We start from the raw sequence: 23,403 nt of genomic DNA, 5'->3' as shown, positions 1-23,403 counted from the left end.
CGGTTTAGTTTCTATTCTGTTTTCAATGCTTTTACCGGGTTCATTAAAGCGGCTTTTATGGCTTGCACGCTTACAGTTAGCAGGGCAATGGCCAGCGTAGCCATACCCGCCCCAACCAGCAGCCACCAGGATATGGTAATGCGGTAAGCAAAATCCTGCAGCCAGCGCTGCATAGCCCACCAGGCCAGGGGTGCGGCTATGAGTATAGCAATGCCCACCAGCTTTAGCAGGTCTTTAGATAACAGGGATACCAGGCTAACAATACTGGCGCCTAATACCTTGCGGATGCCTATTTCACGGGTACGCTGCTGTGCGGCCAGCGCTACCAGCGCAAATATGCCGGCACAGGCAATGAGTACGCTTACAATGGTGAAAAAACGGATCAGGGTAAGAATGCCTTCTATGGTTTTATATTGTTTATTGAATACTTCATCTGCAAAGCTGTAAGTAAATTCCCGGTAAGCCGGCATTTGGCTGAAAGCCTTTTTCAGCAATGCAATCACGGGGGCGGCCTGTTGTGGTTTAATGCTTATGCTCAGATAATTATACGAGGGCTGCATGGCGGTTTTACCCGCAAAAAAATGTATCAGTGGTTCTATGCTGCCGGCCAGGGAACGGTAGTGATAATCATCCGTTACGCCAATTACCCGCAGGCTTTCCTTACCTCCTTTGGCGTGAATGCTTTTACCTTCAATACTGATCCAGCCCAGGTTTTTCATGGCTGTTTCATTGATCAATACTGCTTCTTTATCCAGGGCCATATCTGCTGAAAAATTCCGGCCCTGCAAAATGCGGATGCCATAGGTAGGCACAAAACCGTTATCAATACCGGTTTGGCGCATACCCAGCTCTTTACTGCTGTTATCATCTGCAACAAAAGTGTTGTAGTTTTCCCAGAACTGGCCCGGTACGCATTGGGAGGTAGATACGTTGCTTACTGCAGCCTGCTGCTGCAGCTGCGTTATTAAATGGTTAATGCCGCTGCGGGCCTGTGCAGTATCCATAAAATCAAGATCCAGCTTTACGGTCAGCACCTGTTCTTTATTAAACCGCACATCACCCTGTTTCATATACCGTACCTGCTGCTGCATTATCAGGCTGCCTGCAATAAAAACCACTGCTATTACAAATTGCGCTATAATAAGACCCTGGCGTAAGTATGCCTTTTGCGGGGCCGCCTGCAGCCTGCCTTTTACCGCATTGGCCAGCTTTAATGCGCTGATGTATGCAGCCGGGTAACCGCCTGCCACCAGGGTTAACAAAGCGCCGGTTAGCAGCCATATACCAATAAAGGATGGCTGGTACAACATAGCAGCAGTGATCTGTAAGCCGTTCAGCTGCTCATTCAATACCGGCAGCATTATAAATGCCATGCTCCATGCCAGCAGCAGCGCAATGCATACCATTAAACCAACTTCGGTAAAGAACTGCATTAATATAGCCCTGCGGCCGGAGCCTAATACCTTGCGCACCGCCACCTCCTGCACCCGGGTAAAAGATACTGCCATATTCAGGTTCACCAGGTTAATGGCTACCAGCAATAAAATAAACACCGCTATACAGGTGAGGCCATATACATAAAAATCAAAGTTCAGCGCGCCATATTTTTTTGCATATTCCCTATAAGGAAGCAGGTGCATAACCCGGTCTTTTGCGCCTTCTGCAAAACGTGTTGCCACTATTTTTTTCAGCTGTTTTTCTATGGCTGCTACATCCGCACCGGGCCGCAGCAGTACATAACTGCTGGTAAAACAGTTATACCAGTCTGCCATTGGGCTAAAATCCTTATTGTCTGTTAAGTTCTTATTCCATAACAGCACTTTGGGTTGTATAGATGCATTGGCCGGTATCGGCTGCATCACGGCAGATACAATGAACCGGCGTTTATCCGCAAACGTTACTACCTTACCCAAGGGGTTCTGGCTGCCAAATAATTTCTCCGCTACCGGGGCAGACAGCACAATAGAAGATTTATCTTTTAACGCAGTGGCGGTATTACCGTATTTAAGCGGGTAGGTGAATACATTCAGGAAACCGGTATCCACATAGGAGATCTCTTCACTAATGGTTTTATCGTTATAACTGATCCAGGGTGCATCCCAGTGATTAACGCGGGAGCCGTTCACCACCTGCGGAAAATCTTTCAGCATTACCTCCAGCAGGGGAAATACATTTTTCTCATTGTCACTATCCGTTTGCAGCAGGTACAGGTTAGGCAGGTTCTTATGAAACTTATCCTTCACTACCATCTGCTGCACACACAACACCAGAAAAGCTACACAGGTAAGCCCTACAGCAAGCCCCAGCACATTGATAACGGTGAACAGCTTTCGCCGCCACAGATTACGCCAGGCTATTTTCAGGTAGTTACGGAACATCCTTTAATTTTTTTGTGTGATAAAAAAATGTGGGGCATGTAGACACATCCCCCGGCATTTGACTTGTTATTCTACTCGTAAACATGTACTAATTGAAACCATAGTTCGTTAAGGCGTTTACTCCGTTTTCAATGATCTTACCGGGTTCATTAAAGCTGCTTTCACAGATTGAAAACTAATGGTAAACCATGTTACTACGGTGCATAACCGGCTACCACAAACATCCACCGCTCAATGCTAACAGGTAGCCCGCTTATTTATTCTGTTCTTAAACTTTTTACTGGATTAATAACAGCGGCTTTAATAGCCTGGTAACTTACTACTGTTAATGTAATGCCCAATGCAGCGCCACCGGTAGCCATAAAGATCCACCAGTGAATGGGGGTGCGGTATTCATACTGCTGTAACCAGTGCTGCATACCGTAGTAGGCTGCCGGCGCCGCCAGCAGGAAAGCAATGAACACCAGCTTCAGAAAATCGCCGGAAAGCAGCGCCCATATACTCAGTACCGTAGCGCCTAATACCTTGCGTACACCAATTTCTTTGATGCGCTGTTCCGCCGTAAAAGAAGCCAATCCAAAAATGCCCAGGCAACTGATTAAAATGGCCAGTATGGCAAAACAACCGGCCAGCTTGCCAATACGCTCCTCTGCCATAAATTTTTTCCCATATTCCTGGTCATTGAACTTATAGTTGAAAGGACTACCCGGGTTATATTTTTTAAACACAGCCGCTATTTTATCCAGCGCCGCGCGGTTATCGCGGCCGGGTTTTATTTTAACAGTGATCACATTTGCCCAGTCGTAGTTCAAACGGAATACGGTAGGCATTGCTGTAGCAAAAGGCGATTCCATTAACAGATCTTTTACCACGCCTATAACCGTGTATTGATGTTTGCCCCACTGTATTTTTTCGCCAACCGGATCTTTAAGCCCCATCACCGTAGCGGCCGATGCATTTAAGATCATAGCGCTGCTGTCTGTAGCATATTCGCGGGAAAAATCCCGTCCGGCCAGTATTTGCCAACCAATGGTGGCGCCAAAATCATGTGTACAGGCTATATTGCCAAACAGTATTTTTTCTTCCTCCCTTTTACCACGCCACTTCATATTCTCTCCTCCGCGTGAAAACAACTGGGTAGTGGGGCTGGATGATTCTGCCATGTTTTCTACCATACCAGTGGCCTGCAGATCTTTTTGCAGCGCGTCATAATGCCCGAACAGGTCAGGTGTGTTCATGGGTATGGTAATAAGCCCATCCCTGCTATATCCTATCGCACGATGTTTGGTGTATTGTATCTGCTGAAAAATGATGACTGTACCAATGATCAGTATTACCGATACTGCAAACTGCACTATTACCAATACTTTACGGGGCATTGCAGCAAAACGGCCTGCGCGGAAGGTGCCCTTTAATACTTTTACCGGTTGAAAAGCCGATAGGTAAAACGCAGGATAGCTGCCTGCCAGCACACCCGTTACAAGCATAAAACCTGCACATAACAACCAGAAGCTTACGCTGCCCCAGGGAAGAGCGATCTGCTTATCTGCCACGTTATTAAACCAGGGTAAAAACAACATGGTCAGCAGCAGTGCTATACAAAAACCAATAGCTACTACCAGTAATGATTCACTTAAGAACTGCCCTACTAGCTGCTCTTTTGCAGACCCTATGGCTTTGCGGATGCCTACCTCCCTGGCCCGCCTGGCCGCGCGGGCTGTGCTCAGGTTCATAAAGTTTATACAACCCAGCAATAGCACAAACACACCGATTAAACCAAACAGCCATACAAACCGTATGTCGCCGCCTGTGTTTATTCCATTTTGAAATTCCGAATACAATTTCCATTTACGCATGGGGTGCAGCAGCAACATTGGGTTGGATTCATCTGCACTGTTATCTTTTATTACAGATTGTATCTTACCGGATACTTTTTGTGCATCTACCTGCGGGTTTAACTCCGCAAACATCTGAAAGGAATATTCATTCCAATCCGTAACAGCATGTTTTGCCCAGTCGCCGGAAGTGGCCAGGTACTGGCTGAAAGGCGCTATAAACGCAAGATCGCTAAAGCTGGAATTATGTGGAATATCTGCATATACGCCACTCACCCTTACATCTGTTTTATTATTCAGCTTCACTATTTTGCCAGTGGCCGGCTGGCCGCCAAATAAGCTCCTGGCCAGGGAGGCGGATAGCAAGATGGTATTCACATCCTGCAGCGCTGTTTTCCGGCTGCCTTCCAGCATTTGGAGGGATAACATTTCAGGGGCCTGCGGCTCCATATAAATACCGGTGCTGGTTAATTTGTTATCCCCGGCTGCAATAATATTTTCCAGGGTCCAGGAGGATGTTACCACACTTTTAAAATCGCTGCCGTAATGCGTGCGCAGGTAATCCGCCAGCGGTATGGGTACTGCCTGCCCGGTGCCTGTTACACCCTGGAAGGTAGCCTGCCGCATTATCTGCACAATACGGTCGTAATGCTGGTGATATTTATTATAAGAAACCTCGTCCCATATCCATAGCCCTATAAGCATAGCTACTGCCATACCGGCTGAAAGGCCGGTAATATTGATCAGCGCATATGCCTTGCTGCGGTGCAGGTTACGCCAGGCTATTTTCAAATAATTACGGAACATGTGGCAAGGTTATTTATTCTGTTCTCAAACTTTTTACAGGATCCATCAGCGCTGCTTTTACCGACTGGAAGCTGATGGTGCATAATGCTATTATTACTGCAATGCTCCCGGAAAGTATAAATACCCACCATTCAATGGCGGTACGGTATGCAAACTCCTGCAGCCAGCTATTCATAATATACCAGCCCAGTGGTATAGCTATAACAATAGCTATCAGCACCAGCTTAATAAAATCGCGGCTTAACAGCGTAACAATATCTGCTACGGATGCGCCATGTACCTTACGGATGCCTATTTCCTTGGTGCGCTGTTCTGCAGTAAAAATGGACAGGCCGGAAAGCCCCAAACAGGCTACTACTATGGCCAGTACGGCAAACCAAATGAAGATATCGCCCGTACGCTGGTCGGCCTGGTAAATAGCGTTAAAATCATCATCCATAAAAGAGTACAGGAAAGGCTGGCCAGGCACCATGGCATCCCACTGTTTTTGTACCTGCGCTACTACGGCAGCTGCATTATTACCTTTAATACGGAAGGCCATGCTGCCCCTTTCCTCACTCATCCACAACAGTAAAGGTGTTATGGCCTGGTGCATAGAGTTATAATTAAAATCTTTTACCACACCTATAATGTGGTAGGTGGTCCTGCTGGCTACATTGGCGCCCTGTGGAAGGTACAGCTCCTTGTTCAGTGGGTCATTAAAACCCAGCAAACGGGCCGCTGTTTCATTTACAATAATACCGGTGGAGTCTGATGCAAAACTTTCCGGCGCAAAATTGCGGCCGCTCGCCATTTTCATGGCCAGGGTAGGAATATAATGCTCATCCACCGACCAGGTTTCTGCTGTTACCACACTGGCAGGGTCCAGGTTACGGTCTTTAAAAAAGCCGGGGCTGTTACGGTACTGTCCTGTAGGTAAAAAGCCTGTCATGGTACCGTTTTCCACACCCGCTATTTTTAATACGGCTTCCCTGAAAGCCTTTACCTGTTTGTACAGCGGGTAAGTGTTCTGCAAAACCAGCACCTGGTGGCGGTTATAGCCTATTTGCCGGTTTTGTATATAATGCAGCTGGTTATAAATAACAATGGTGCCTACAATCAGTACAGAAGATATTACAAACTGGAACACTACCAGTGTGCTGCGAATGTTTTTGGTATTAGCGCCGGAAATAAGCCTGCCCTTTAATACCTGCAAAGGCTTAAAACCGGAAAGAAAGAATGCGGGATAAGCGCCGGCCAACATACCTACTACCAGCAGCAGTAACAGGAAGTAAGCAATTATGCGGGGGCTGTATAACAGGTGTATGCTCATATGCTGCCCTGCCATCTGGTTAAAATAGGGCAATAGCAGAATTACGGCCAGCAATGCCAGGCCCATAGCCATGGTGCATATAAGCCAGCTTTCTGCCAGGAACTGCATTACCAGCTGTTTACGCAGGGAGCCCAGTGTTTTACGTACGCCTACCTCTTTAGCCCTGCTGGCAGAACGGGCAGTGGAGAGGTTCATGAAATTTATACAGGCAATCAGGAGTATGAAAATACCGGCTGCAGAGAAGATGTACACATACTGCACATTTCCACCCGGTTCAATGGTACTCTGGTCTGCTTTATCCGCATGCAGGTGTATATCTGCCAACGGCAGTATACCGTAATGTACATAGCCGCCCTGCTTTTCCAGATCGTTCAGGCTAATGTGGAATAATTGCTGGTAACGGGGCCCCATGTATTTACGCACCACATCCTTTACGCGGGCTTTCAGGAAATCCCCTGTGGTACCGGGGCGTACCAACAGGTAGGTGTAGTAGTTATTGTTTAGCCAGTTATTACCGCGGCTGTCGGATAATTCCGACATGCTCATAATAAAATTAAAATGGAAGTGGGAGGCGCCGGGAATGTCTTTCATTACGCCCGTTACACGGTAATCAGCCGTATTGTTGATGTGCAGCATTTTTCCCACCACATCGGTAGACTGAAAATATTTCCTGGCAGCGCTTTCAGATATTACTACCGAAAAGGGATCCCTTAATGCTGTTTTAGGATCACCTGCAATAAACGGCAGCGTAAATACCTCAAACATTGTAGAATCGGCCCAGGTAGCGTTTTTTTCCTGCAGGGTTTCATGGCCTTTGTTCACCATAATATCCCGCCAGGTATGCAGGCGTACCATTTTTTCCACCTGCGGGTATTCACTTACCATAGTAGGGCCCATAGGATCCGGTACCAGGCTGGAAGTATAGCTGCTGCCATTTACGCGGATGTTGGTGGTAAGCCTGTAAATACGTTCCCAGTTCTTATTATACCGGTCATAGCTCAGCTCATTTTGTACCCACAACAGTAACAGCAGGCCTACGGTAAGGCCTATGGTTAACCCGCCCACGTTAATGAGCGTGAAAACTTTTTGCTTCCACAAATTGCGCCAGGCTATTTTCAGGTAGTTTTTAAACATGGAACTGTTCTTTGATATTCTCTGTTACCACCTTACCATCAAACAGGTTAATAATACGGTGTGCAAAGCCTGCATCATAAGGGCTGTGCGTAACCATTACCATGGTGGTACCGGCATCATTCAGCTCCTGCAGCAGCTTCATTACTTCTTCACCATTTGTACTATCCAGGTTACCCGTGGGCTCATCCGCCAATATCATTTTAGGTTTGGCTACTACAGCACGGGCAATGGCCACCCTTTGCTGCTGACCACCGGACAGCTGCTGCGGAAAGTGGTTGCGGCGGTGCATAATGTTCATGCGCTCCAGCACTGCCTCCACCTTTTGCTTTCTTTCACTGGACGGCACTTTCAGGTACAGGAGGGGCAGCTCAACATTTTCAAACACCGTTAGCTCATCGATCAGGTTAAAGCTCTGGAATACAAAACCAATGGAACCTTTACGCAGCTGCGCACGCTGGCGTTCGCTCATACGGGCAACTTCCTTATCCCAGAAAAAATATTCACCGCCACTGGGGTTATCCAGCAGGCCCAGTATGTTCAGCAAGGTGGATTTACCACAGCCGGAGGGTCCCATAATGGCTACAAATTCTCCGTCCTGAATTTCCATATTAATACCGTTCAAGGCGGTAGTTTCTACTTCTTCTGTTGTAAATAACTTTTGAAGATTAACGGTTTTTATCATGTTGATTAATTTAAATATCCAATAGATTGATCCAACAATACAATAGATGGAAGGCCGGTCTTAGAACACCAATACCTCCTTATCCCCGAAGTTCTCGTAAGAGGAAGTGATCACCTGCTCGCCAGGCTGCAGCCCTTCCAGCACCTCAAAGAACAGCGGGTTCTTTTGACCCAGGGATATGTTGCGTTTTACTGCACGCTTGCCGCTTTTATCCAGCACATATACCCAGTTGCCGCCGGTATCAGAGAAAAAGCCGCCTACAGGCAGCAACACTGCTTCTGATGACTTACCCAGCTCCAGGCGTATCGGGGAGGATTGCCCGCGGCGTATGCCTTCCGGGGTACCCTTTACAAAATTCATATCCACATTAAAACGCGCGTTGATCACCTCCGGGAAAGCCTTGGTAACTTCCAGCTCATAGGTTTTACCGTTAAATTCAAAAGAGGCTTTTAAACCGGCAAATACCCGGGAAAGATAATGCTCATCCACTTCTGCGCGCATCTTAAAACCATCCAGGTCATCTATCTGCCCGATATTTTGCCCCGCAGTAATGCTGGAACCTACCTCCACATTCACGGATGATAGCTGCCCTTCAATAGGCGCCCTTACGATCAGGTTGTTCAGGTTTTCCTTCATCATTTGCAGGTTACGTTGGGTGCGTGCAATAGTGCCTTCCAGCTGTGCTATCTGCAATTTGGCATTTTCTTCCTGGTATTTCTGACTTTCTATTTCAATCTGCCGCTGCTTTAGCAGGCCTTCATAATCCAGTTTGGTTTTAACAAACTCCTGGCGGGCTACTATCTTTTCATCTACCAGCTGCTTATTACGGTCGTAAATATCTTTAGCCTGGTCTATCTTATAATCCAGGTCGCTGAGCGTTTTTTCCAGCGTATAGCGGTTTTGTTTCAGGCTAAGGCGGGTGTTCTGCAACTCATTGATCAGGCGGTACATTTCTGTTTCGTGGTTCATGAACTCCATTTGCATACGCTGGTTTTCCAGGCGCAGAATAGAATCGCCCCGCTTAACCATACTGCCGCCTTCCAGGTATTTCTGGCTCACATACCCGCCTTCAATAGCATCCAGGCGAATGGTTTTTAATGGTTGTACCACGGCCGTAACGGCTATATATTGATCAAAAGTACCCTTTGTAACAGTGCTGACAGTGATCTTATCCTTTTCCACATTCAGCCGGGAACGGTGATCGGCAAATATGAGGTTATATGCCAGCAGCAGTACCACCAGACTGCCGCCGCCTATCAGAAGAATACGTTTACCTGACCAGAATTTTTTTTCTATTTTTCTATCCATGATTGACATGCCCTATTTGGCTGCCCTGGAAGTTCAACCAACATGCCAAAGCTATAAAACCTTTACCAGTAAGGGATTCCGAAAAAACAGGCGGTTAAAAACGTTCTGTACCGGACAATACTTGTTCATTTCCGGACACTTTTAAAACCCGCCGAAAACCGCCGGGAAAAAGGAAATCTTTGATTAATATTGCCAGTGGCGGGCTGCCGCCATTATACAACCCCTGGCACCGATACAGGAATATAGTTTGCTGAACTAAAAAATATGATGACAACAACACTACCCGGAAAGATTTTGATAGTTGATGATGATATGGATGTGCTGAGGGCTGCCCGCCTGTTATTAAAACGCCATTTTGAACAGGTGGATTTTGAGCGTAACCCGCAAAAGATCCCTTACCTGGTTTCCAACTTTGATTACGATGTAATACTGCTGGACATGAACTTTACCCGCGACCTGAGCAGCGGTAAAGAAGGTTTTGAGTGGCTGGACCGTATCCTGGACCTGAAACCCCAGTCATCCGTAGTTATGTTCACTGCTTATGGCGATGTAGAGATGGCTGTGCGCGCCATTAAAGCCGGCGCCACTGATTTTGTACTGAAACCCTGGGAAAATGAAAAGCTGCTAGCCACCATGCAGGCCGCTTTTAATAAACACCGTGCCGCCACCCAAAAAGAAAAGCCTGCAAATAATACGGACGGGGAGCTGATAACCGGCAACAGCGCTGCCATGCAGCAGGTAATGGATACTGTGAACCGGGTAGCCGCTACAGATGCTAACATACTGATACTGGGCGAGAATGGTACCGGTAAGGACATGCTGGCCCGCCACATTCACCACCTGAGCCAGCGTAATAAACAGCCCTTTGTAAGTGTGGACCTGGGCGCCATTAGCGAAACGCTTTTTGAAAGCGAGCTGTTTGGCCACGTAAAAGGAGCGTTTACAGATGCCCGTGAGGACCGCAACGGCCGTTTTGAAGAAGCTAACAGCGGTACTATTTTCCTGGATGAGATAGGCAATATTTCCCTCCCCTTCCAGGCCAAGCTGCTAACGGTGCTGCAAAACCGCTCCGTTACCAAAGTAGGCTCCAACAAAACCATCCCGGTAGATGTAAGGCTGATCTGCGCCACCAACCGCCATATTCAGCAAATGGCCAGCCAGCACCTGTTCCGCCAGGATCTGCTATACCGCATTAACACCATAGAGATCCAGCTGCCCCCCCTGCGGGAGCGGTTAGAAGATATTGTGCCGCTGGCCGAACATTTTTTGCAGCTGTACCGTGATAAATACAAACGTACCGTAAGCACTTTACACGAATCTTTAGTGCAGCAGCTAAAGCAGTACGAATGGCCGGGCAACATCCGCGAGCTGCAGCATGCCATTGAAAGGGCCGTTATCCTGTCGCAGGGTAAAAGCCTGATGCCTAAAGATGTATTTGTGAAAAGCCCCGCTAAAGAGCAGGAGCTGGATACCGGCTATAACCTGGAAGAAATGGAACGTACTATTATTACCCAGGCCATGAAAAAAGTGAACGGCAATATTACAGAGGCCGCACGGGAGCTGGGGTTGAGCAGAGCTGCGTTGTACAGAAGATTAGAGAAATACAATTTATAACAACGCTTAATGCCTAACGCCGAACGCTAAACGCTGCTTGCATTATGCGTTCGGCGTTAAGCATTCGGCATTCAGCGTTAAGCACTCCATGAGTCATTTCAGTATAAATATATTCCTCCGCATTCTGCTGCTAACAGTTACCATAGCAGCAGGTGTTTGGCTATGGCGGCTGGCAGGCGTTATCCCGGGTATAGCATTGGTTGTACTTACCATTATTCAGATCTATGGTTTGTATTATTACCTGAACCGGGTGAACCGCAAGCTAACGCTGTTCCTGGAATCCATCCGCTATGAAGATTTTTCCATCCGTTTTAATGCGGACAATAAAATGGGCAAAAGCTTCCGGGAGCTGAACCAGCAGTTTAATGAAGTGCTGGACGCCTTTCGCCAAACCCGTGCTGAGAAAGAAGCTAACCTGAAGTATATTGATACGATTGTACAGCATATCAGCATTGGTATGCTGTCTTTTGATGCAGAAGGAAAAATAGAGCTCATCAACCCCTCCGCTTTCCGCCTGCTGAATATTTACCGCCTGCGTAATATTGCAGAACTAAAAAGCACCCACCCCGATCTGCCGGAGCTGTTGTTACAGCTACGCTCCGGCAATAAGATCCTGTACCGCACCCGCCAGGAACAACAGCTATCCATACACGCTGCTACCATTCGCCTGCAAGGCAGGCTGGTAAAGCTTATCAGTCTACAGAACATTCATACGGAGCTGCAGGAAAAGGAGCTGGAAGCCTGGCAAAACCTTACCAAGATCTTACGGCACGAGATCATGAACTCCGTTACACCCATTGTATCCCTTATTGGTACCATGCAGGAAATTGTTGAGCAGGATATTGCGCCCTATACCCAGCAGCCGGAAGCCATAGCCGACCTGCAGGAAGCCCTGCAAACCGTGGAAAGCCGCAGCAAAGGCATTATGAACTTTGTGAATGCTTACCGCGATTATACTACCCTGCCTAAGCCACAGTTCACAGATGTGAACCTGAAAGCACTTATCACCTCTGTTAGTAACCTGCTGCTGCCGGAGCTGCGGCAGGCCGGCGTGCATTACCAGTACACCCCGGAAGCAGATGATGCCTACATACATGCAGATATTGCCCAGCTGCAAATGGTGCTCATTAACCTTATTAAGAACGCTATGGATGCGCTGGAACATACTACCGGGGCGGATATTCATGTTAAAACCTACATGAGCAATCCTCAGCAGGTATGTATTGCCATTATTGATAACGGCCCCGGTATTGATGCCGATGCGCTGAATAAGATCTTCATCCCTTTTTATACCACCAAGAAAAAAGGCAGCGGCATTGGGCTTAGCCTTTCCCAGCAGATCATTCAATCACATGGCGGGCAGCTGAAAGTGAACAGCAGCAATGAAGAAGGCACCACCTTTTACATTGTGCTGGGAGTGGTATAGTTTTGTTATATTTATATGCTGTACTAACACCTCACTGATAACCACCACTGTATGAACTTACGCTGGCCCGTGCTCTATTTCATTCTGCTGCTGGCTGATCTTATTGCCATTGTGCTGCAGGCAGATGCTGTCAGATTTGTTACCAAACCCCTGCTGATGGTATTGCTGGGTGTTTATTTGCTGGCGCGTATTAACCATTTGCGGCCCGCTGTTTTCCGTAATTTCTTACTGGCTGCGCTCTTTTTTTCCTGGGCAGGAGATATTTTTCTACTGTGGCCGGCATACTTTTTACCAGGCCTGGGCTGCTTTCTGCTGGCCCACCTGGCCTACATCGGCTTTTTCCTGAAAGTACGGTACACCAACTATCCCCTCCCCCTGTGTAAGTACCTGTTCATTTTTTTATCAGAAGCAGCAGTGATAGCCTTCCTGTTCTTTATATTCCCTTACCTGGGTAGTATGCGCGTGCCCGTTATAGTATACGCCAGTACCATTTCCTTTACCCTGTTATGTGTTATGCACGCTTTCCGCTTCGGGGAGCAGCCTATGGGCTGGTATTGCATTGCCGGCTCCCTCCTTTTCATTTGTTCAGATGCCATGATAGCCCTGCAGCGCTTCTACCATAACTTTCCGGCAGCCGGTGTGCTTATTATGCTCACTTATGGCCTCGCGCAGTGGTCTTTGATCGAAGGCAGCACCAGGTATTTGAATTCACGCGTTAAAGCGTAAATTTGATTTGGGATTTTAGATTTACGATTTCTGACGGATGACCTTAGATCGTAAATCTAAAATCGTAAATCTAAAATCAGACCGGTTTATGCAAACAGACTTCTTAGTGATTGGATCGGGTATTGCAGGACTTACCTATGCCTTAAAAGTAGCAGAATATTATCCGGATAAAAAGATCACCATCATTACCAAAACGCGGGAGGACGAAACCAATACCAAATACGCGCAGGGCGGGGTAGCCGTGGTGAACGACCTGGAGAACGATAGCTTTGAAAAACATATAGAAGATACGCTTATTGCCGGCGATGGCCTGTGTAACCAGCACATTGTAGAGATAGTAGTGAAAGAGGGACCGAAACGGGTACACGAAATTATTGAATGGGGCGCCAACTTTGATAAAAACCCCGATGGTGAATACTCCCTGGGCCGGGAAGGCGGGCACTCTGAGTTCCGCGTTATCCATCATAAAGATGTTACCGGCAAAGAAATTGAAAGGGCCCTGCTGAACGCTATTCATAAAAAACCCAACATAGAGCTGGTCACCCACTGCTTTGTGGTTGACCTAATTACCCAGCACCACCTGGGCTACCTTGTTACCAAAAGCACCCCTGATATTGAGTGTTACGGCGTATATGTACTAAACCTGCAAACCAAGCAGATCGAAAAGATCCTGAGCCGGGTAACCCTGCTGGCTACCGGCGGTAACGGGCAGGTGTACCGCAGCACCACCAATCCCTCTATTGCTACCGGCGATGGTGTGGCCATGGTGTACCGCGCCAAAGGCCGTATTGAGAATATGGAGTTTATACAGTTCCACCCTACTGCGCTGTACCAGCCGGGGGTTAACAACTCCTTCCTGATCACGGAAGCCGTGCGTGGCGATGGCGGCATATTACGCAACATACACGGAGAGGAGTTCATGCACAAGTATGACCACCGCCTATCCCTGGCCCCGCGCGACATTGTGGCCCGGGCCATAGACAGTGAGATGAAAATAACCGGTACTGAATATGTATACCTGGATTGCCGGCATATGGACCATGAGAAGTTTGTGCACCACTTTCCAAATATTTATGAAAAATGTTTGAGCATAGGTATAGACATCCGTAAGGATATGATACCCATTGCGCCTTCCGCGCACTACAGCTGCGGCGGTATTAAAACCAATGAGTGGGGCCGTACCTCCATTAATAACCTGTACGCCTGCGGCGAATGCGCCAGCACCGGACTGCACGGCGCTAACCGCCTGGCCTCCAACTCCCTGCTGGAAGCCATGGTATTTGCCCACCGCTGTTACCAGGATGCGGTGAAGAAAATAAGCTATACCGCCTTTAAAGAGGATGTGCCAGACTGGAATGCAGCCGGTACCACCGCCCCCCGTGAAATGATCCTGATTACGCAAAGCCTCAAGGAATTAAAGCAGATCATGAGTGACTACGTGGGTATTGTGCGTACCAACGAACGTTTGCAGCGCGCCTCACGCCGCCTGGATATTTTGCACGAGGAAACGGAAGCGCTGTACCAGAAAACAGAAGTCTCACCCCAGCTATGCGAGCTGCGTAACCTGATCACCGTAGGCTACCTGATCGTGAAAGCGGCTGATTTCCGTAAAGAAAGCCGCGGCCTGCATTATAATACTGATTACCCGTATAAGGCAGCGCTGGTACAGAATATTGTGTTGTAACGTACCTTTGCGCCTCATGTATTACCTGTTGCTGATATTTGCTTACGCTATTTCACTGCTGCCCCTGTGGCTGCTGTATGGGGTAAGTGATGTATTGTACCTGGTAGTGTACCACATAGCCGGCTATCGCCGCGCCGTAGTGCATGCCAACCTGGTACAGGCTTTCCCGGATAAAAGCCCCAGGGAAATAAAACGGCTTACCCGCAAATACTACCGCAATCTTACGGATATGATGGTGGAAACCATCAAGCTGCTGACCATAAGTCCTAAACAGCTGCGCCGCCGCTTTGACTGCGACCTTACCGTATTACAACAGCTGTATGAGCAAGGTAAAAGCTGCCAGCTGCACCTGGGCCATAATTTTAACTGGGAATGGGCTAACCTGTTTTGCATACAGGGCGTACGTTTCCCCTTCCTGGTGGTGTACATGCCTATTACCAATAAGGCAGTTGATCGGTTTTTCCGGCACTTCCGGGAAAGGTCCGGCAGCACGCTGCTGCCGGCTAACGACATCCGTAACGCCATGGCTCCCTGGCTGCACAAACAATACCTGATAGCTCTGGTGGCGGATCAGAACCCCGGTGATCCGCGCCGCTGTTACTGGTTCCCCTTCCTCAATAAAATGACCGCCTTTTACAAAGGCCCTGAAATGAGCGCCCGCCGCAATAATATACCGGTGGTATTTGCAGATATCAGGAAAGTAAAGCGCGGTTATTACAAAGCAAAGCTAAGCCTCGTGTTTGAAAACCCGCTGGAAGTACCGGAGGGTAAGATCACCGAAGCATTTGTACAGTTCCTGGAAAAAAACATCCGCGAGCAACCAGAAGTTTGGGTATGGAGCCACAAACGCTGGAAGCATGAGTGGAAAGGGAATTAAACAGCCGGTATCTTCAGCTTTTGACCCGGGTGTATCAGGTTTGGATCCTTGATCTGGTCTTTATTAGCCTCAAAAATATCTTTCCAGCTTACCCCGGGATAATTTTTGGCGATCTTGCTCAGGCTATCGCCCGATTTCACTTCATATACCTGCTCGCTGGAAGCGGCTCCTTCTGCAAGGCTGATGTTCATAACCACATCCGCAGAGCGCATTTCAGGATCCAGCTTTTCATATGTATCCCACAACTGATCTTTCACCTGTGCAGAAGGTGCAGTACCGTTTATGTACAGTACATTATCCTGCTCTGTTACCTGCAGGTTGCTGATACCGGCGCTGTTAGCCTGGTCTACCAGCTGTTTATATTTGTCCTGTAAGCCCATGGCTGTAAAGTTTTGATGGTTATTGCAAGGTGAGTTTGTTGTTCACTTTTTTAGGTTTGGCTTCCTGGGCAGCCTGCATGATCTTGCGCAGGTCACTCTTCTTTGCTTTACCTTCCAGCGTTACTTCACCGTTCATAACGGAAACGGTTACACCGGAATAACCAGCTGCTTTGTAGGTGGAGTCCAATGTGTTCTTTAACACCTCATCCGGGTTAATGGTTACCGGCGACGGGGTGGGCTCAGGCACCGGCACCTGTACGGTAATATTGTTCGTTACCGATTTTACACCTTTTACATTTTTGGCGGCATCTTCCGCCGTTTGTTTGGCGGTATCATCGGTTACTTCGCCATTCAGGGTTACTACCCCATCCTTTACGGTGGCGCTTACGCCGGGGGTAGCCATCAGTTTTTCATTTACCGCCTGCTGCAGTTTGGAGTCATTGGGTTTGCAGGCAAAAAGGAAGACGCCTGCCAGCAAGCAACAGGCCATTAGTAGTTTCTTCATGGTTAAGTATTTTATAGGAATTTAACGAATTAGGGGGTAACCGGCAATTAATTTTTGTTTTAAGTGATTGCTAATCAATCCAAAAGAATAAGCCTTGTTAACAACCCACCGCATGCAGCCAATCATACAAAAAGCTGCTATTACCGTACAGATAAGTGTTGCCGGGGATCATACATCGCGGCTATGCTTAACCAAATTTCACGATATGAATTAATGTGCTAATATCCAGATGTGTGAATGTGCTGATCTTTGTTTTAATGAATGCGCAACAAAAAGCCCTGACAGATCTTAATCCATCAGGGCCTGCTTATTGGAAATAAATATCAGTACATTAGTTCAATACATTCTTTTCCTTTACGATCTCAATTCCCTGCTCCTCTTTTATTTTGGCAAAACCACCTGTTACATTCCGCAGGTTGTGAATGCCTTCCCGTTTCAGTATAGAGCAGGCAATAATGCTGCGGTAGCCACCGGCACAGTGTACATACAGGTTATGATTATCATCAAAGTCCGCCATAGTACCGGGATCGGCCATATCGCTCAAAGTAAGGTTCTGTGCATCTTTCACGTGCCCGTCTGCATACTCTGCGGGTTTGCGCACATCCAGCACTATCAGGTTAGGATCATGCGGAATGTCCATGGCCAGTTCATCCGGTTCTATACTAATGATCAGGTCACGGTCTTCACCGGCATCAACCCAGGCCTGGTAACCGCCTTCCAGGTAACCGCTTACATTGTCAAATCCTACACGGGCCAGGCGTACTACCGTTTCTTCTTCCTGCCCCGGTGCAGTAACCAGTATAATTTCCTGGTCAAAGGGCAGCAGGCTGCCGGCCCATTCTGCAAAGCGGCCTTCCAGCCCTATGCTGATGGAGGTAGGTACAAATCCTTCTGCAAACTCATTGGCATTGCGGGTATCCAGTATCAGCACATCATCTTTCATCTTACGCTTAAAATCCGCTACGGTTAAAGGCTTCAGGCTTTTTTCCATAATGGCCTGCAGCGCATCATATCCTTCTTTATTGATCTTTGCATTTACCGGGAAGTAAGATGGCGGCGCCGTAAGGTCTGTAGTTACCACCTGTATAAATTCATCCTTCTCATTAGCCAGCAGCGCGTAGTTGCTGCTCTTTTCATCGCCAATGGTGCTATAGGTATCCGGTCCCAGGTTCTTACCGCAGGCAGAGCCGGGGCCATGCGCCGGGTACACGGTTACATGATCCGGAAGCGTTTTTATTTTAGTGTTCAGTGAGTCAAACAATAAACCGGCTAATTCTTCTTTACTCAGGTTACCGCTAAACAGGTCAGGGCGGCCTACGTCTCCAACAAAAAGTGTATCGCCGGTAAATATGCTGTGCGGCTGCTGGTTTTCATCCAGCAATAAATAACAGCATGATTCTAAAGTATGGCCGGGGGTATGCAGCACCTTTAAGGTTATTTTACCGATCTTAAATTGCTCTTCATCTTTTGCTAAATATACCGGGAAACCTGTTTCCGCATTAGGCCCATATACAATAGGCGCCTGTGTGGCAGCGGCCAGATCCAAATGGCCGGAAACAAAATCAGCGTGAAAGTGTGTTTCAAAAATATACTTAATGGTTACGTTCTGTTCTTTGGCCAGCTCCAGGTAAGCATCAATATCCCTTACCGGATCTATAACTGCGGCCTCTCCATCAGAAGCTATGAAATACGCAGCTTCCGACAAACAATTAGTATATAACTGTTTAATGAACATGGTTTTTGATTTTGGCAAAAATACGAAGGTTTGGGGGTTTACTGAACAGGTGATTTCGGGGTATTACTTTATTTTAACATTCAAGGTAAAATGATCATTCCGGATAATGGGTACATATAAAAAAAGTATCCACCATCGCGGCGGATACTTTTCAATTCGGTATAATTTCCGGTAAGGGCTATTCTTACTTTTTACTAAAATTAGCCAACCAGTTCTTCCACAAACTTTGCTACTTCAGCAATGCGCTGCTTGTTGATAGTATAGTGGATAAATTTACCATCTCTCTCTGTAATTACAATGCCCGCCCGGCGTAAGATAGCCAGGTGCTGAGAGGCTACGGACTGCTCCAGTCGAAGCTTTACGTAGATCTCTGTTACGGTCATTTTCTTGTGATCTTCCAGCAGCTTTATCATTTGCTGGCGCAGCTTATGATTAATTGCACGCAATACCATAGCTGCCTTTTTAACGGCAATGTAATCCAATTTGATTTGGTCTTTTTCATTGTTACCTCTAGAAATAATAAGAGTATTAGAAGAGGTCGTTAATAATGTTTTTTCCATCGCATAATAGTTTTTTAAAAATGATGAAATGAAAGGGATCAACGGACAGTTTTCAACCCACAACTGTTAGAAAACAGTACCGGGTATCGATTTATACAAAATTATAATATTTGTCACAATAAAAAAAACTTCTATACCTTATTTTTTCATATATAACTGGCGTTACGTGCTAAAATAGCGTTATTTGACAATTCCGTGACATTCTAGCACGAATATACGAGGCAAATGTGCACAAGAAAGGGGCTAAATACTAAAACTGACAAAAAAGGGGAGCTGAAAAAGGATAAAAGCAGATAAAAAACCAGGTAAAAACATCCTTTTTACCCTTTAGCTGGTGTATAGAACGGCTTCAGGTAATAAGGGCTGAAATAGGCTACATCTGCAAACTGTTGCCGCTGAAAAGCCGCTTCTGCCAGGGGAACCATGTGCGCTGCGCTGATATGATAAGATGCAAAAACAGCATTATGATGTGGCGGCATCAGCTGCTGCCACTTGGGACTGCCATCTCCAAAAAAGTAGATCTTCTCTTTATCCAGCCACTCTCTAAATGCATCCGCTGTTAATATGAGCGCCTGCGGAGCCATATGTTCATCCAGCTGTGCATCGTATAAAGCGGTGTACACTTCCTGCCTGCGCGCGTCCAGCAGCGGGCAATACAGCGCATGCGTATCCTGTGTTGCGATGATCATTCCCTGCGCCATCATTTGCAGGGTAGAAATACCCAGCAGCGGTTTGTTCCAGGCATAACACAATCCTTTAGCGGTAGCCACACCTACGCGCAAACCGGTGTAAGAGCCCGGGCCCGCGCTTACCGCAATGGCATCCAGCTGTGCAGGTGATATATTTTGCGTACGTAATATTTCCTGGATAAATAAAGTAAGAATAGCCGCATGATCCCGCTCCTGCGTATTCTCACGCATAGCCAGCACCACGCCATCTTTTGACAGCGCTACTGAGCCGGTGGCCGTAGCCGTATCTATATTTAATATTATTGCCAAGGGTGTTATTGTTTTTGCGCTTCCTGCTGCAGCAGGCTGCATACGCGGTACCGTTCATCGCCGGTGGCAGTATGCACTGCTGTTAATATATCATACACATGTTTAATACCTATATGCTGCGCCCACTCAAATGGGCCGTACGGATAATTGGTACCCAGCTTCATAGCAGTATCAATATCTTCCCGGGTGGCGGTGCCTGCTTCCGTAGTGTAATATGCTTCGTTAATGATCATGCTCACTACCCGCGGCGTTACCATACCAACGCTATCCTGCACCAGCGCGTACTGCCAGCCCAGCTGCTGCATCAGGCTCTCCAGCACAGGCTTTTGCTCCTCATCCAGTATAGCCGTTTCCGTAACCGGGCGGTTAATAAAGCCCGGCAGCCAGTTACAGGCTATTATATTAAACCCATAGCTGAATGCATAGGCGTGCATCAGATCGCTGAGCGATGTTTTTGCCAGGCCTGCCAGCACTGGCACGGCTGCTGCTTTTGCATAAACAGCTGCGTGATGCAGCGCATCATCCAGCACCAGGTCTATTACAAGGTCAAATGAGCCGGGCAAAGTTACAATATCTAAATTTTGTACCCAACGTACCCGGTGGCTGCCCAGCCCTTTCTGCTGCAATTCTTCGTAACGGGCGGCATCGCCTACTACCAGGATGTTCATGTTCAAAAGTTTTTGCAAACGTATCTATTTCCGGGTAAAAACAAACAACTAATCATTTTAGCAATACGGGGCCGGCAGCACCTGATCATTTTTGATCATTCATCTTTACTATTTTTGCGCTATGGAAAAACAGATCATTAATACCCAGGATGCTCCTGCGCCCATAGGACCATATAACCAGGCCGTTAAAGCCGGCAATATGTTGTTTGTATCCGGACAAATAGCCCTGCACCCGGAAACCAATCAGCTGGTAAAGGAAAACATTATGGATGAAACGCACCAGGTGATGCAGAACATCAAACATATACTTTCCGCCGCTCATATGGATTTCAGCGACGTTGTGAAAGCCACCATTTTCATTACCGATATGAATAATTTTTCGCAGGTGAATGAAGTGTATGGCAAATACTTCAGCGGTCATTTTCCTGCCCGCGAAACCGTACAGGTATCTGCATTACCCAAAGCCGTAAATGTGGAGATCTCTGTGATTGCAGCGAAATAAATGTGCAGATGTGCAAATATGCGGATGAATGCGTAACACTTTCCTCATACAGTGCTAATGCACATATGAATGCGCACCCGTGAATGCAGATACACCATCTGCGCATTTGCACATCGCCTTATTTTCCAAACAGCTGTGCGGCTAACCTCGCATCATGCCCGTACACATCATCGCGGAAGTTTAGCTGGCCCTGACTGTCAACATAAGCTGTGAAGTAGCCAATAAATACCGGGATCTTATTTTTCAGGGGTACGAATTGCTCCTTAGCCGCATTCATGGCTTTCACGATCTTATCCTTTGTCCACGCCGGATCATTACGCAGCAGCCACTCTGCCAGGTGCTGCGGCTCCCCTACCCTTATACAGCCATGGCTGAAGGAACGTTTGGTTTCCCCGAACAAATGACGGGAAGGCGTATCATGTAAGTAAATATTATACTCATTGGGGAACAGGAACTTTACTTTACCCAGGGCATTGGCGCCACCGGGCTTTTGCCTGATGATGTAAGGGAAATTATTTCCGCTGTATTTACCCCAGCTAATGCTGCCTGCAGGGATCTCTTTACCGCTGGCGCCTACTACTTCCATATTCTGGCGCGCCAGGTAACCAGGGTTACGTTTTATGGCCGGTAATATTTCATGCGCTATTATACTTGGTGTTACATTCCAGTACGGACTAAAAACAATGAACTGCATAGGGCGCGTAAAAATAACCGTACTGGCGCCGGGCTTACCCACTACTACATTACAGTTCCAGGCCAGCTTCCCGTTCTCATAGGCGTATAATTTAAATGCAGGTATATTCACCAGCAGGTATTCCTTACCGGGATCTACGGGGATCCAGCGCATACGCTCCATGTTCAGCAAGATCTGCTGAATGCGTTGCTGCAGCGATACATTCAGCGCATTCAGCACCGGCTGCTGTATAGTACCATTTACAGCAAGCCCCATACGCTCCTGGAATTTTCGTATAGCCGTATCCAGTGCCGGGGTAAAAAATCCGCTGGTATCCGGCGCTTTCAGATCGCCCCAGGCATATAAACGGTTTTTTACCAGGCTAACCACCGCAGCGGAATCGCCCTTTTTATATAATTTTTTATCTGCACGAATGGAATCCCAATGGGTATGTTCTTCCATAGCCACCAGTTTTTTCAATGCGCTGCGCAGGGTGATATAATAGCGGTTCACCGGCTCTTCAAACGTATTGTTGGGTTCCTGCACCAAAGAATCCAGCAGGGTTTCAATGTCCAGCTTTTTACGGGGTATGAACCATTCCAGGTCTTTGGCCGTATCAGCTGTCATGCCGGCCCATTCTTTATTGCCGTAGGCAAAGAACTGGCCGGTGAGCATCATTTCCAGCGTGGTAATATCGCGGGCGGCTATCCGGTTACTGTCCTGTATTACTTTATCATACAACTTTCTAAGCGCAGGGTTTACGATCTTACTGTCCGGTGTACCTGCCGGTTCATCATTACTGATCATGTTAAGGAAGTTACCTGCCTGCTCTGTTAAGCGGCCTTCATTAGAGATCCAGGCGTAGTGGTAGCTCCGCTTCCGGTAAAAGTTCTTGATCTGATCACTATAGGCATGGTAGGCAGAATCTGCTTTTAAGAATCCCTGCAGGGCATTGCTGTCCAGCATACGGTCCAGGTACTCCTGCCCGGTATAGTGGGTGGAATCGCGCCCCAGCGGTCCTTTCGCGCCGGACTGCCGGCAGGCGCTTATCCATAATATTAATACAATACCTGGCAAAAAGAGTAAATTTCGTACCTGCATATGCGTGAGTGGATTTAAAATGTCCGTAACAAACCTTGTTAAAGGAAATGGTTCACTATACGCAAATATACGTACCCCATAAGTTGCCGGTTTGGTAAAATCCTGGTATCCGGTTAATTTTAAAACAATTTTCACCTAAATAAGTCTGACCCATGTTACCTGCACCTAAATCTGTAAAAGACATTCCCGGGCGCCTTACCGTACCCGGGCACACCGGCCGTTTTGTACACGGAGAAAAAAGTACGCTGGCTTTCTGGGAAATTACGGAAGGCTCCATATCGCCCATACACCAGCATATGCATGAGCAGATCACCTACATTGCGGAAGGTACTTTTGAAATGCAGCTGGGTGATAGTGTGTATACCCTTAACCAGGGCGATACGCTGCTGATCCCCCCTAACACCCTGCATGGCGGTAAAGCAATTACTACCTGTAAGATCATTGATACATTTTGCCCGGTAAGGGAAGACTACAGATAAGGGGATGTGCAGATGAGAA

At 47.3% G+C, this 23,403-nt stretch carries 19 protein-coding genes; 7 read left to right on the top strand and 12 right to left on the bottom strand.

Features of this window, described 5'->3' with window-relative positions; genetic code table 11:
* Positions 1 to 11: 11 nt before the first annotated feature.
* From BMZ54_RS05800 to BMZ54_RS05780, 5 genes are all read right to left on the bottom strand, one after another.
* Complete coding sequence (locus tag BMZ54_RS05800) at positions 12 to 2,378, bottom strand: ABC transporter permease (protein WP_089907351.1); 2,367 nt, start codon at positions 2,376 to 2,378, stop codon at positions 12 to 14.
* Between the two features lie 257 nt (positions 2,379 to 2,635).
* Positions 2,636 to 5,020 carry an ABC transporter permease gene (locus tag BMZ54_RS05795; protein WP_089907349.1) on the bottom strand — a complete coding sequence of 795 codons (2,385 nt, stop codon included), beginning with the start codon at positions 5,018 to 5,020 and terminating at the stop codon, positions 2,636 to 2,638.
* Positions 5,021 to 5,033: 13 nt separating this feature from the next.
* Complete coding sequence (locus tag BMZ54_RS05790; protein ID WP_089907347.1) at positions 5,034 to 7,466, bottom strand: ABC transporter permease; 2,433 nt, start codon at positions 7,464 to 7,466, stop codon at positions 5,034 to 5,036.
* Positions 7,459 to 8,148, bottom strand: coding sequence for an ABC transporter ATP-binding protein (locus BMZ54_RS05785; RefSeq protein ID WP_089907346.1), 690 nt, complete (start codon positions 8,146 to 8,148; stop codon positions 7,459 to 7,461). The genes BMZ54_RS05790 and BMZ54_RS05785 overlap by 8 nt, the downstream gene beginning before the upstream one ends.
* A 60-nt stretch (positions 8,149 to 8,208) precedes the next feature.
* A complete protein-coding gene (locus BMZ54_RS05780) occupies positions 8,209 to 9,456 on the bottom strand; it encodes an efflux RND transporter periplasmic adaptor subunit (protein ID WP_089907344.1) in 1,248 nt (415 codons plus the stop codon).
* Positions 9,457 to 9,720: 264 nt separating this feature from the next.
* On the opposite strand from BMZ54_RS05780, the gene BMZ54_RS05775 reads away from it, so the two are divergent.
* The 5 genes from BMZ54_RS05775 (at position 9,721) to BMZ54_RS05755 (ending at position 15,783) form a co-directional block, all read left to right on the top strand.
* Positions 9,721 to 11,070, top strand: coding sequence for a sigma-54-dependent transcriptional regulator (locus BMZ54_RS05775; protein WP_238386504.1), 1,350 nt, complete (start codon positions 9,721 to 9,723; stop codon positions 11,068 to 11,070).
* An 88-nt stretch (positions 11,071 to 11,158) separates the two neighbouring features.
* The gene (locus BMZ54_RS05770; RefSeq protein WP_089908416.1) at positions 11,159 to 12,496 is read left to right on the top strand and encodes a sensor histidine kinase; all 1,338 of its coding nucleotides are present in this window, start codon (positions 11,159 to 11,161) and stop codon (positions 12,494 to 12,496) included.
* A gap of 51 nt (positions 12,497 to 12,547) precedes the next feature.
* The gene (locus tag BMZ54_RS05765) at positions 12,548 to 13,222 is read left to right on the top strand and encodes a lysoplasmalogenase (protein WP_089907340.1); all 675 of its coding nucleotides are present in this window, start codon (positions 12,548 to 12,550) and stop codon (positions 13,220 to 13,222) included.
* Positions 13,223 to 13,310: 88 nt separating this feature from the next.
* Entirely contained in the window at positions 13,311 to 14,906 is a 1,596-nt protein-coding gene (gene nadB / locus BMZ54_RS05760; RefSeq protein WP_089907338.1) for an L-aspartate oxidase, read from the top strand.
* 16 nt (positions 14,907 to 14,922) lie between these two features.
* Entirely contained in the window at positions 14,923 to 15,783 is an 861-nt protein-coding gene (locus BMZ54_RS05755; RefSeq protein WP_089907336.1) for a lysophospholipid acyltransferase family protein, read from the top strand.
* On the opposite strand, the gene BMZ54_RS05750 is transcribed toward BMZ54_RS05755, so the two are convergent.
* The 6 genes from BMZ54_RS05750 to BMZ54_RS05725 form a co-directional block, all read right to left on the bottom strand.
* A complete protein-coding gene (locus tag BMZ54_RS05750; protein ID WP_089907334.1) occupies positions 15,780 to 16,163 on the bottom strand; it encodes a LysM peptidoglycan-binding domain-containing protein in 384 nt (127 codons plus the stop codon). The two genes, BMZ54_RS05755 and BMZ54_RS05750, sit on opposite strands and share 4 nt — an antisense overlap.
* 19 nt (positions 16,164 to 16,182) lie before the next feature.
* Positions 16,183 to 16,668 carry a BON domain-containing protein gene (locus BMZ54_RS05745; RefSeq protein ID WP_089907332.1) on the bottom strand — a complete coding sequence of 162 codons (486 nt, stop codon included), beginning with the start codon at positions 16,666 to 16,668 and terminating at the stop codon, positions 16,183 to 16,185.
* 331 nt (positions 16,669 to 16,999) lie between these two features.
* Positions 17,000 to 18,403 (bottom strand): MBL fold metallo-hydrolase, encoded by a 1,404-nt coding sequence (locus tag BMZ54_RS05740; protein ID WP_089907330.1) that lies wholly within the window; start codon positions 18,401 to 18,403, stop codon positions 17,000 to 17,002.
* A gap of 200 nt (positions 18,404 to 18,603) precedes the next feature.
* A complete protein-coding gene (locus BMZ54_RS05735; protein ID WP_198315147.1) occupies positions 18,604 to 18,855 on the bottom strand; it encodes an ArsR/SmtB family transcription factor in 252 nt (83 codons plus the stop codon).
* 428 nt (positions 18,856 to 19,283) lie between these two features.
* The gene (gene tsaB / locus BMZ54_RS05730) at positions 19,284 to 19,961 is read right to left on the bottom strand and encodes a tRNA (adenosine(37)-N6)-threonylcarbamoyltransferase complex dimerization subunit type 1 TsaB (protein WP_162277479.1); all 678 of its coding nucleotides are present in this window, start codon (positions 19,959 to 19,961) and stop codon (positions 19,284 to 19,286) included.
* 5 nt (positions 19,962 to 19,966) lie between these two features.
* On the bottom strand, positions 19,967 to 20,629 hold the full coding sequence (locus tag BMZ54_RS05725) for a 3-hydroxyacyl-CoA dehydrogenase family protein (RefSeq protein ID WP_089907325.1): 663 nt from the start codon (positions 20,627 to 20,629) through the stop codon (positions 19,967 to 19,969).
* Positions 20,630 to 20,750: 121 nt separating this feature from the next.
* Here BMZ54_RS05725 and BMZ54_RS05720 point away from each other — a divergent pair, with 121 nt between their 5' ends.
* Positions 20,751 to 21,131, top strand: a complete 381-nt coding sequence (locus tag BMZ54_RS05720; RefSeq protein WP_089907323.1) for a RidA family protein — start codon at positions 20,751 to 20,753, stop codon at positions 21,129 to 21,131.
* A 118-nt stretch (positions 21,132 to 21,249) separates the two neighbouring features.
* On the opposite strand, the gene BMZ54_RS05715 is transcribed toward BMZ54_RS05720, so the two are convergent.
* Positions 21,250 to 22,905, bottom strand: a complete 1,656-nt coding sequence (locus BMZ54_RS05715) for a L,D-transpeptidase family protein (protein WP_143080918.1) — start codon at positions 22,903 to 22,905, stop codon at positions 21,250 to 21,252.
* Positions 22,906 to 23,057: 152 nt separating this feature from the next.
* Between BMZ54_RS05715 and BMZ54_RS05710 the strand changes: the two genes are divergently transcribed.
* Positions 23,058 to 23,384 (top strand): cupin domain-containing protein, encoded by a 327-nt coding sequence (locus BMZ54_RS05710; protein ID WP_089907319.1) that lies wholly within the window; start codon positions 23,058 to 23,060, stop codon positions 23,382 to 23,384.
* Positions 23,385 to 23,403 lie beyond the last annotated feature (19 nt).

The sequence above is a fragment of the Chitinophaga rupis genome (assembly GCF_900109685.1).
GTDB lineage: Bacteria > Bacteroidota > Bacteroidia > Chitinophagales > Chitinophagaceae > Chitinophaga > Chitinophaga rupis.
This window is presented reverse-complemented; position numbering and strand designations above follow the sequence as displayed.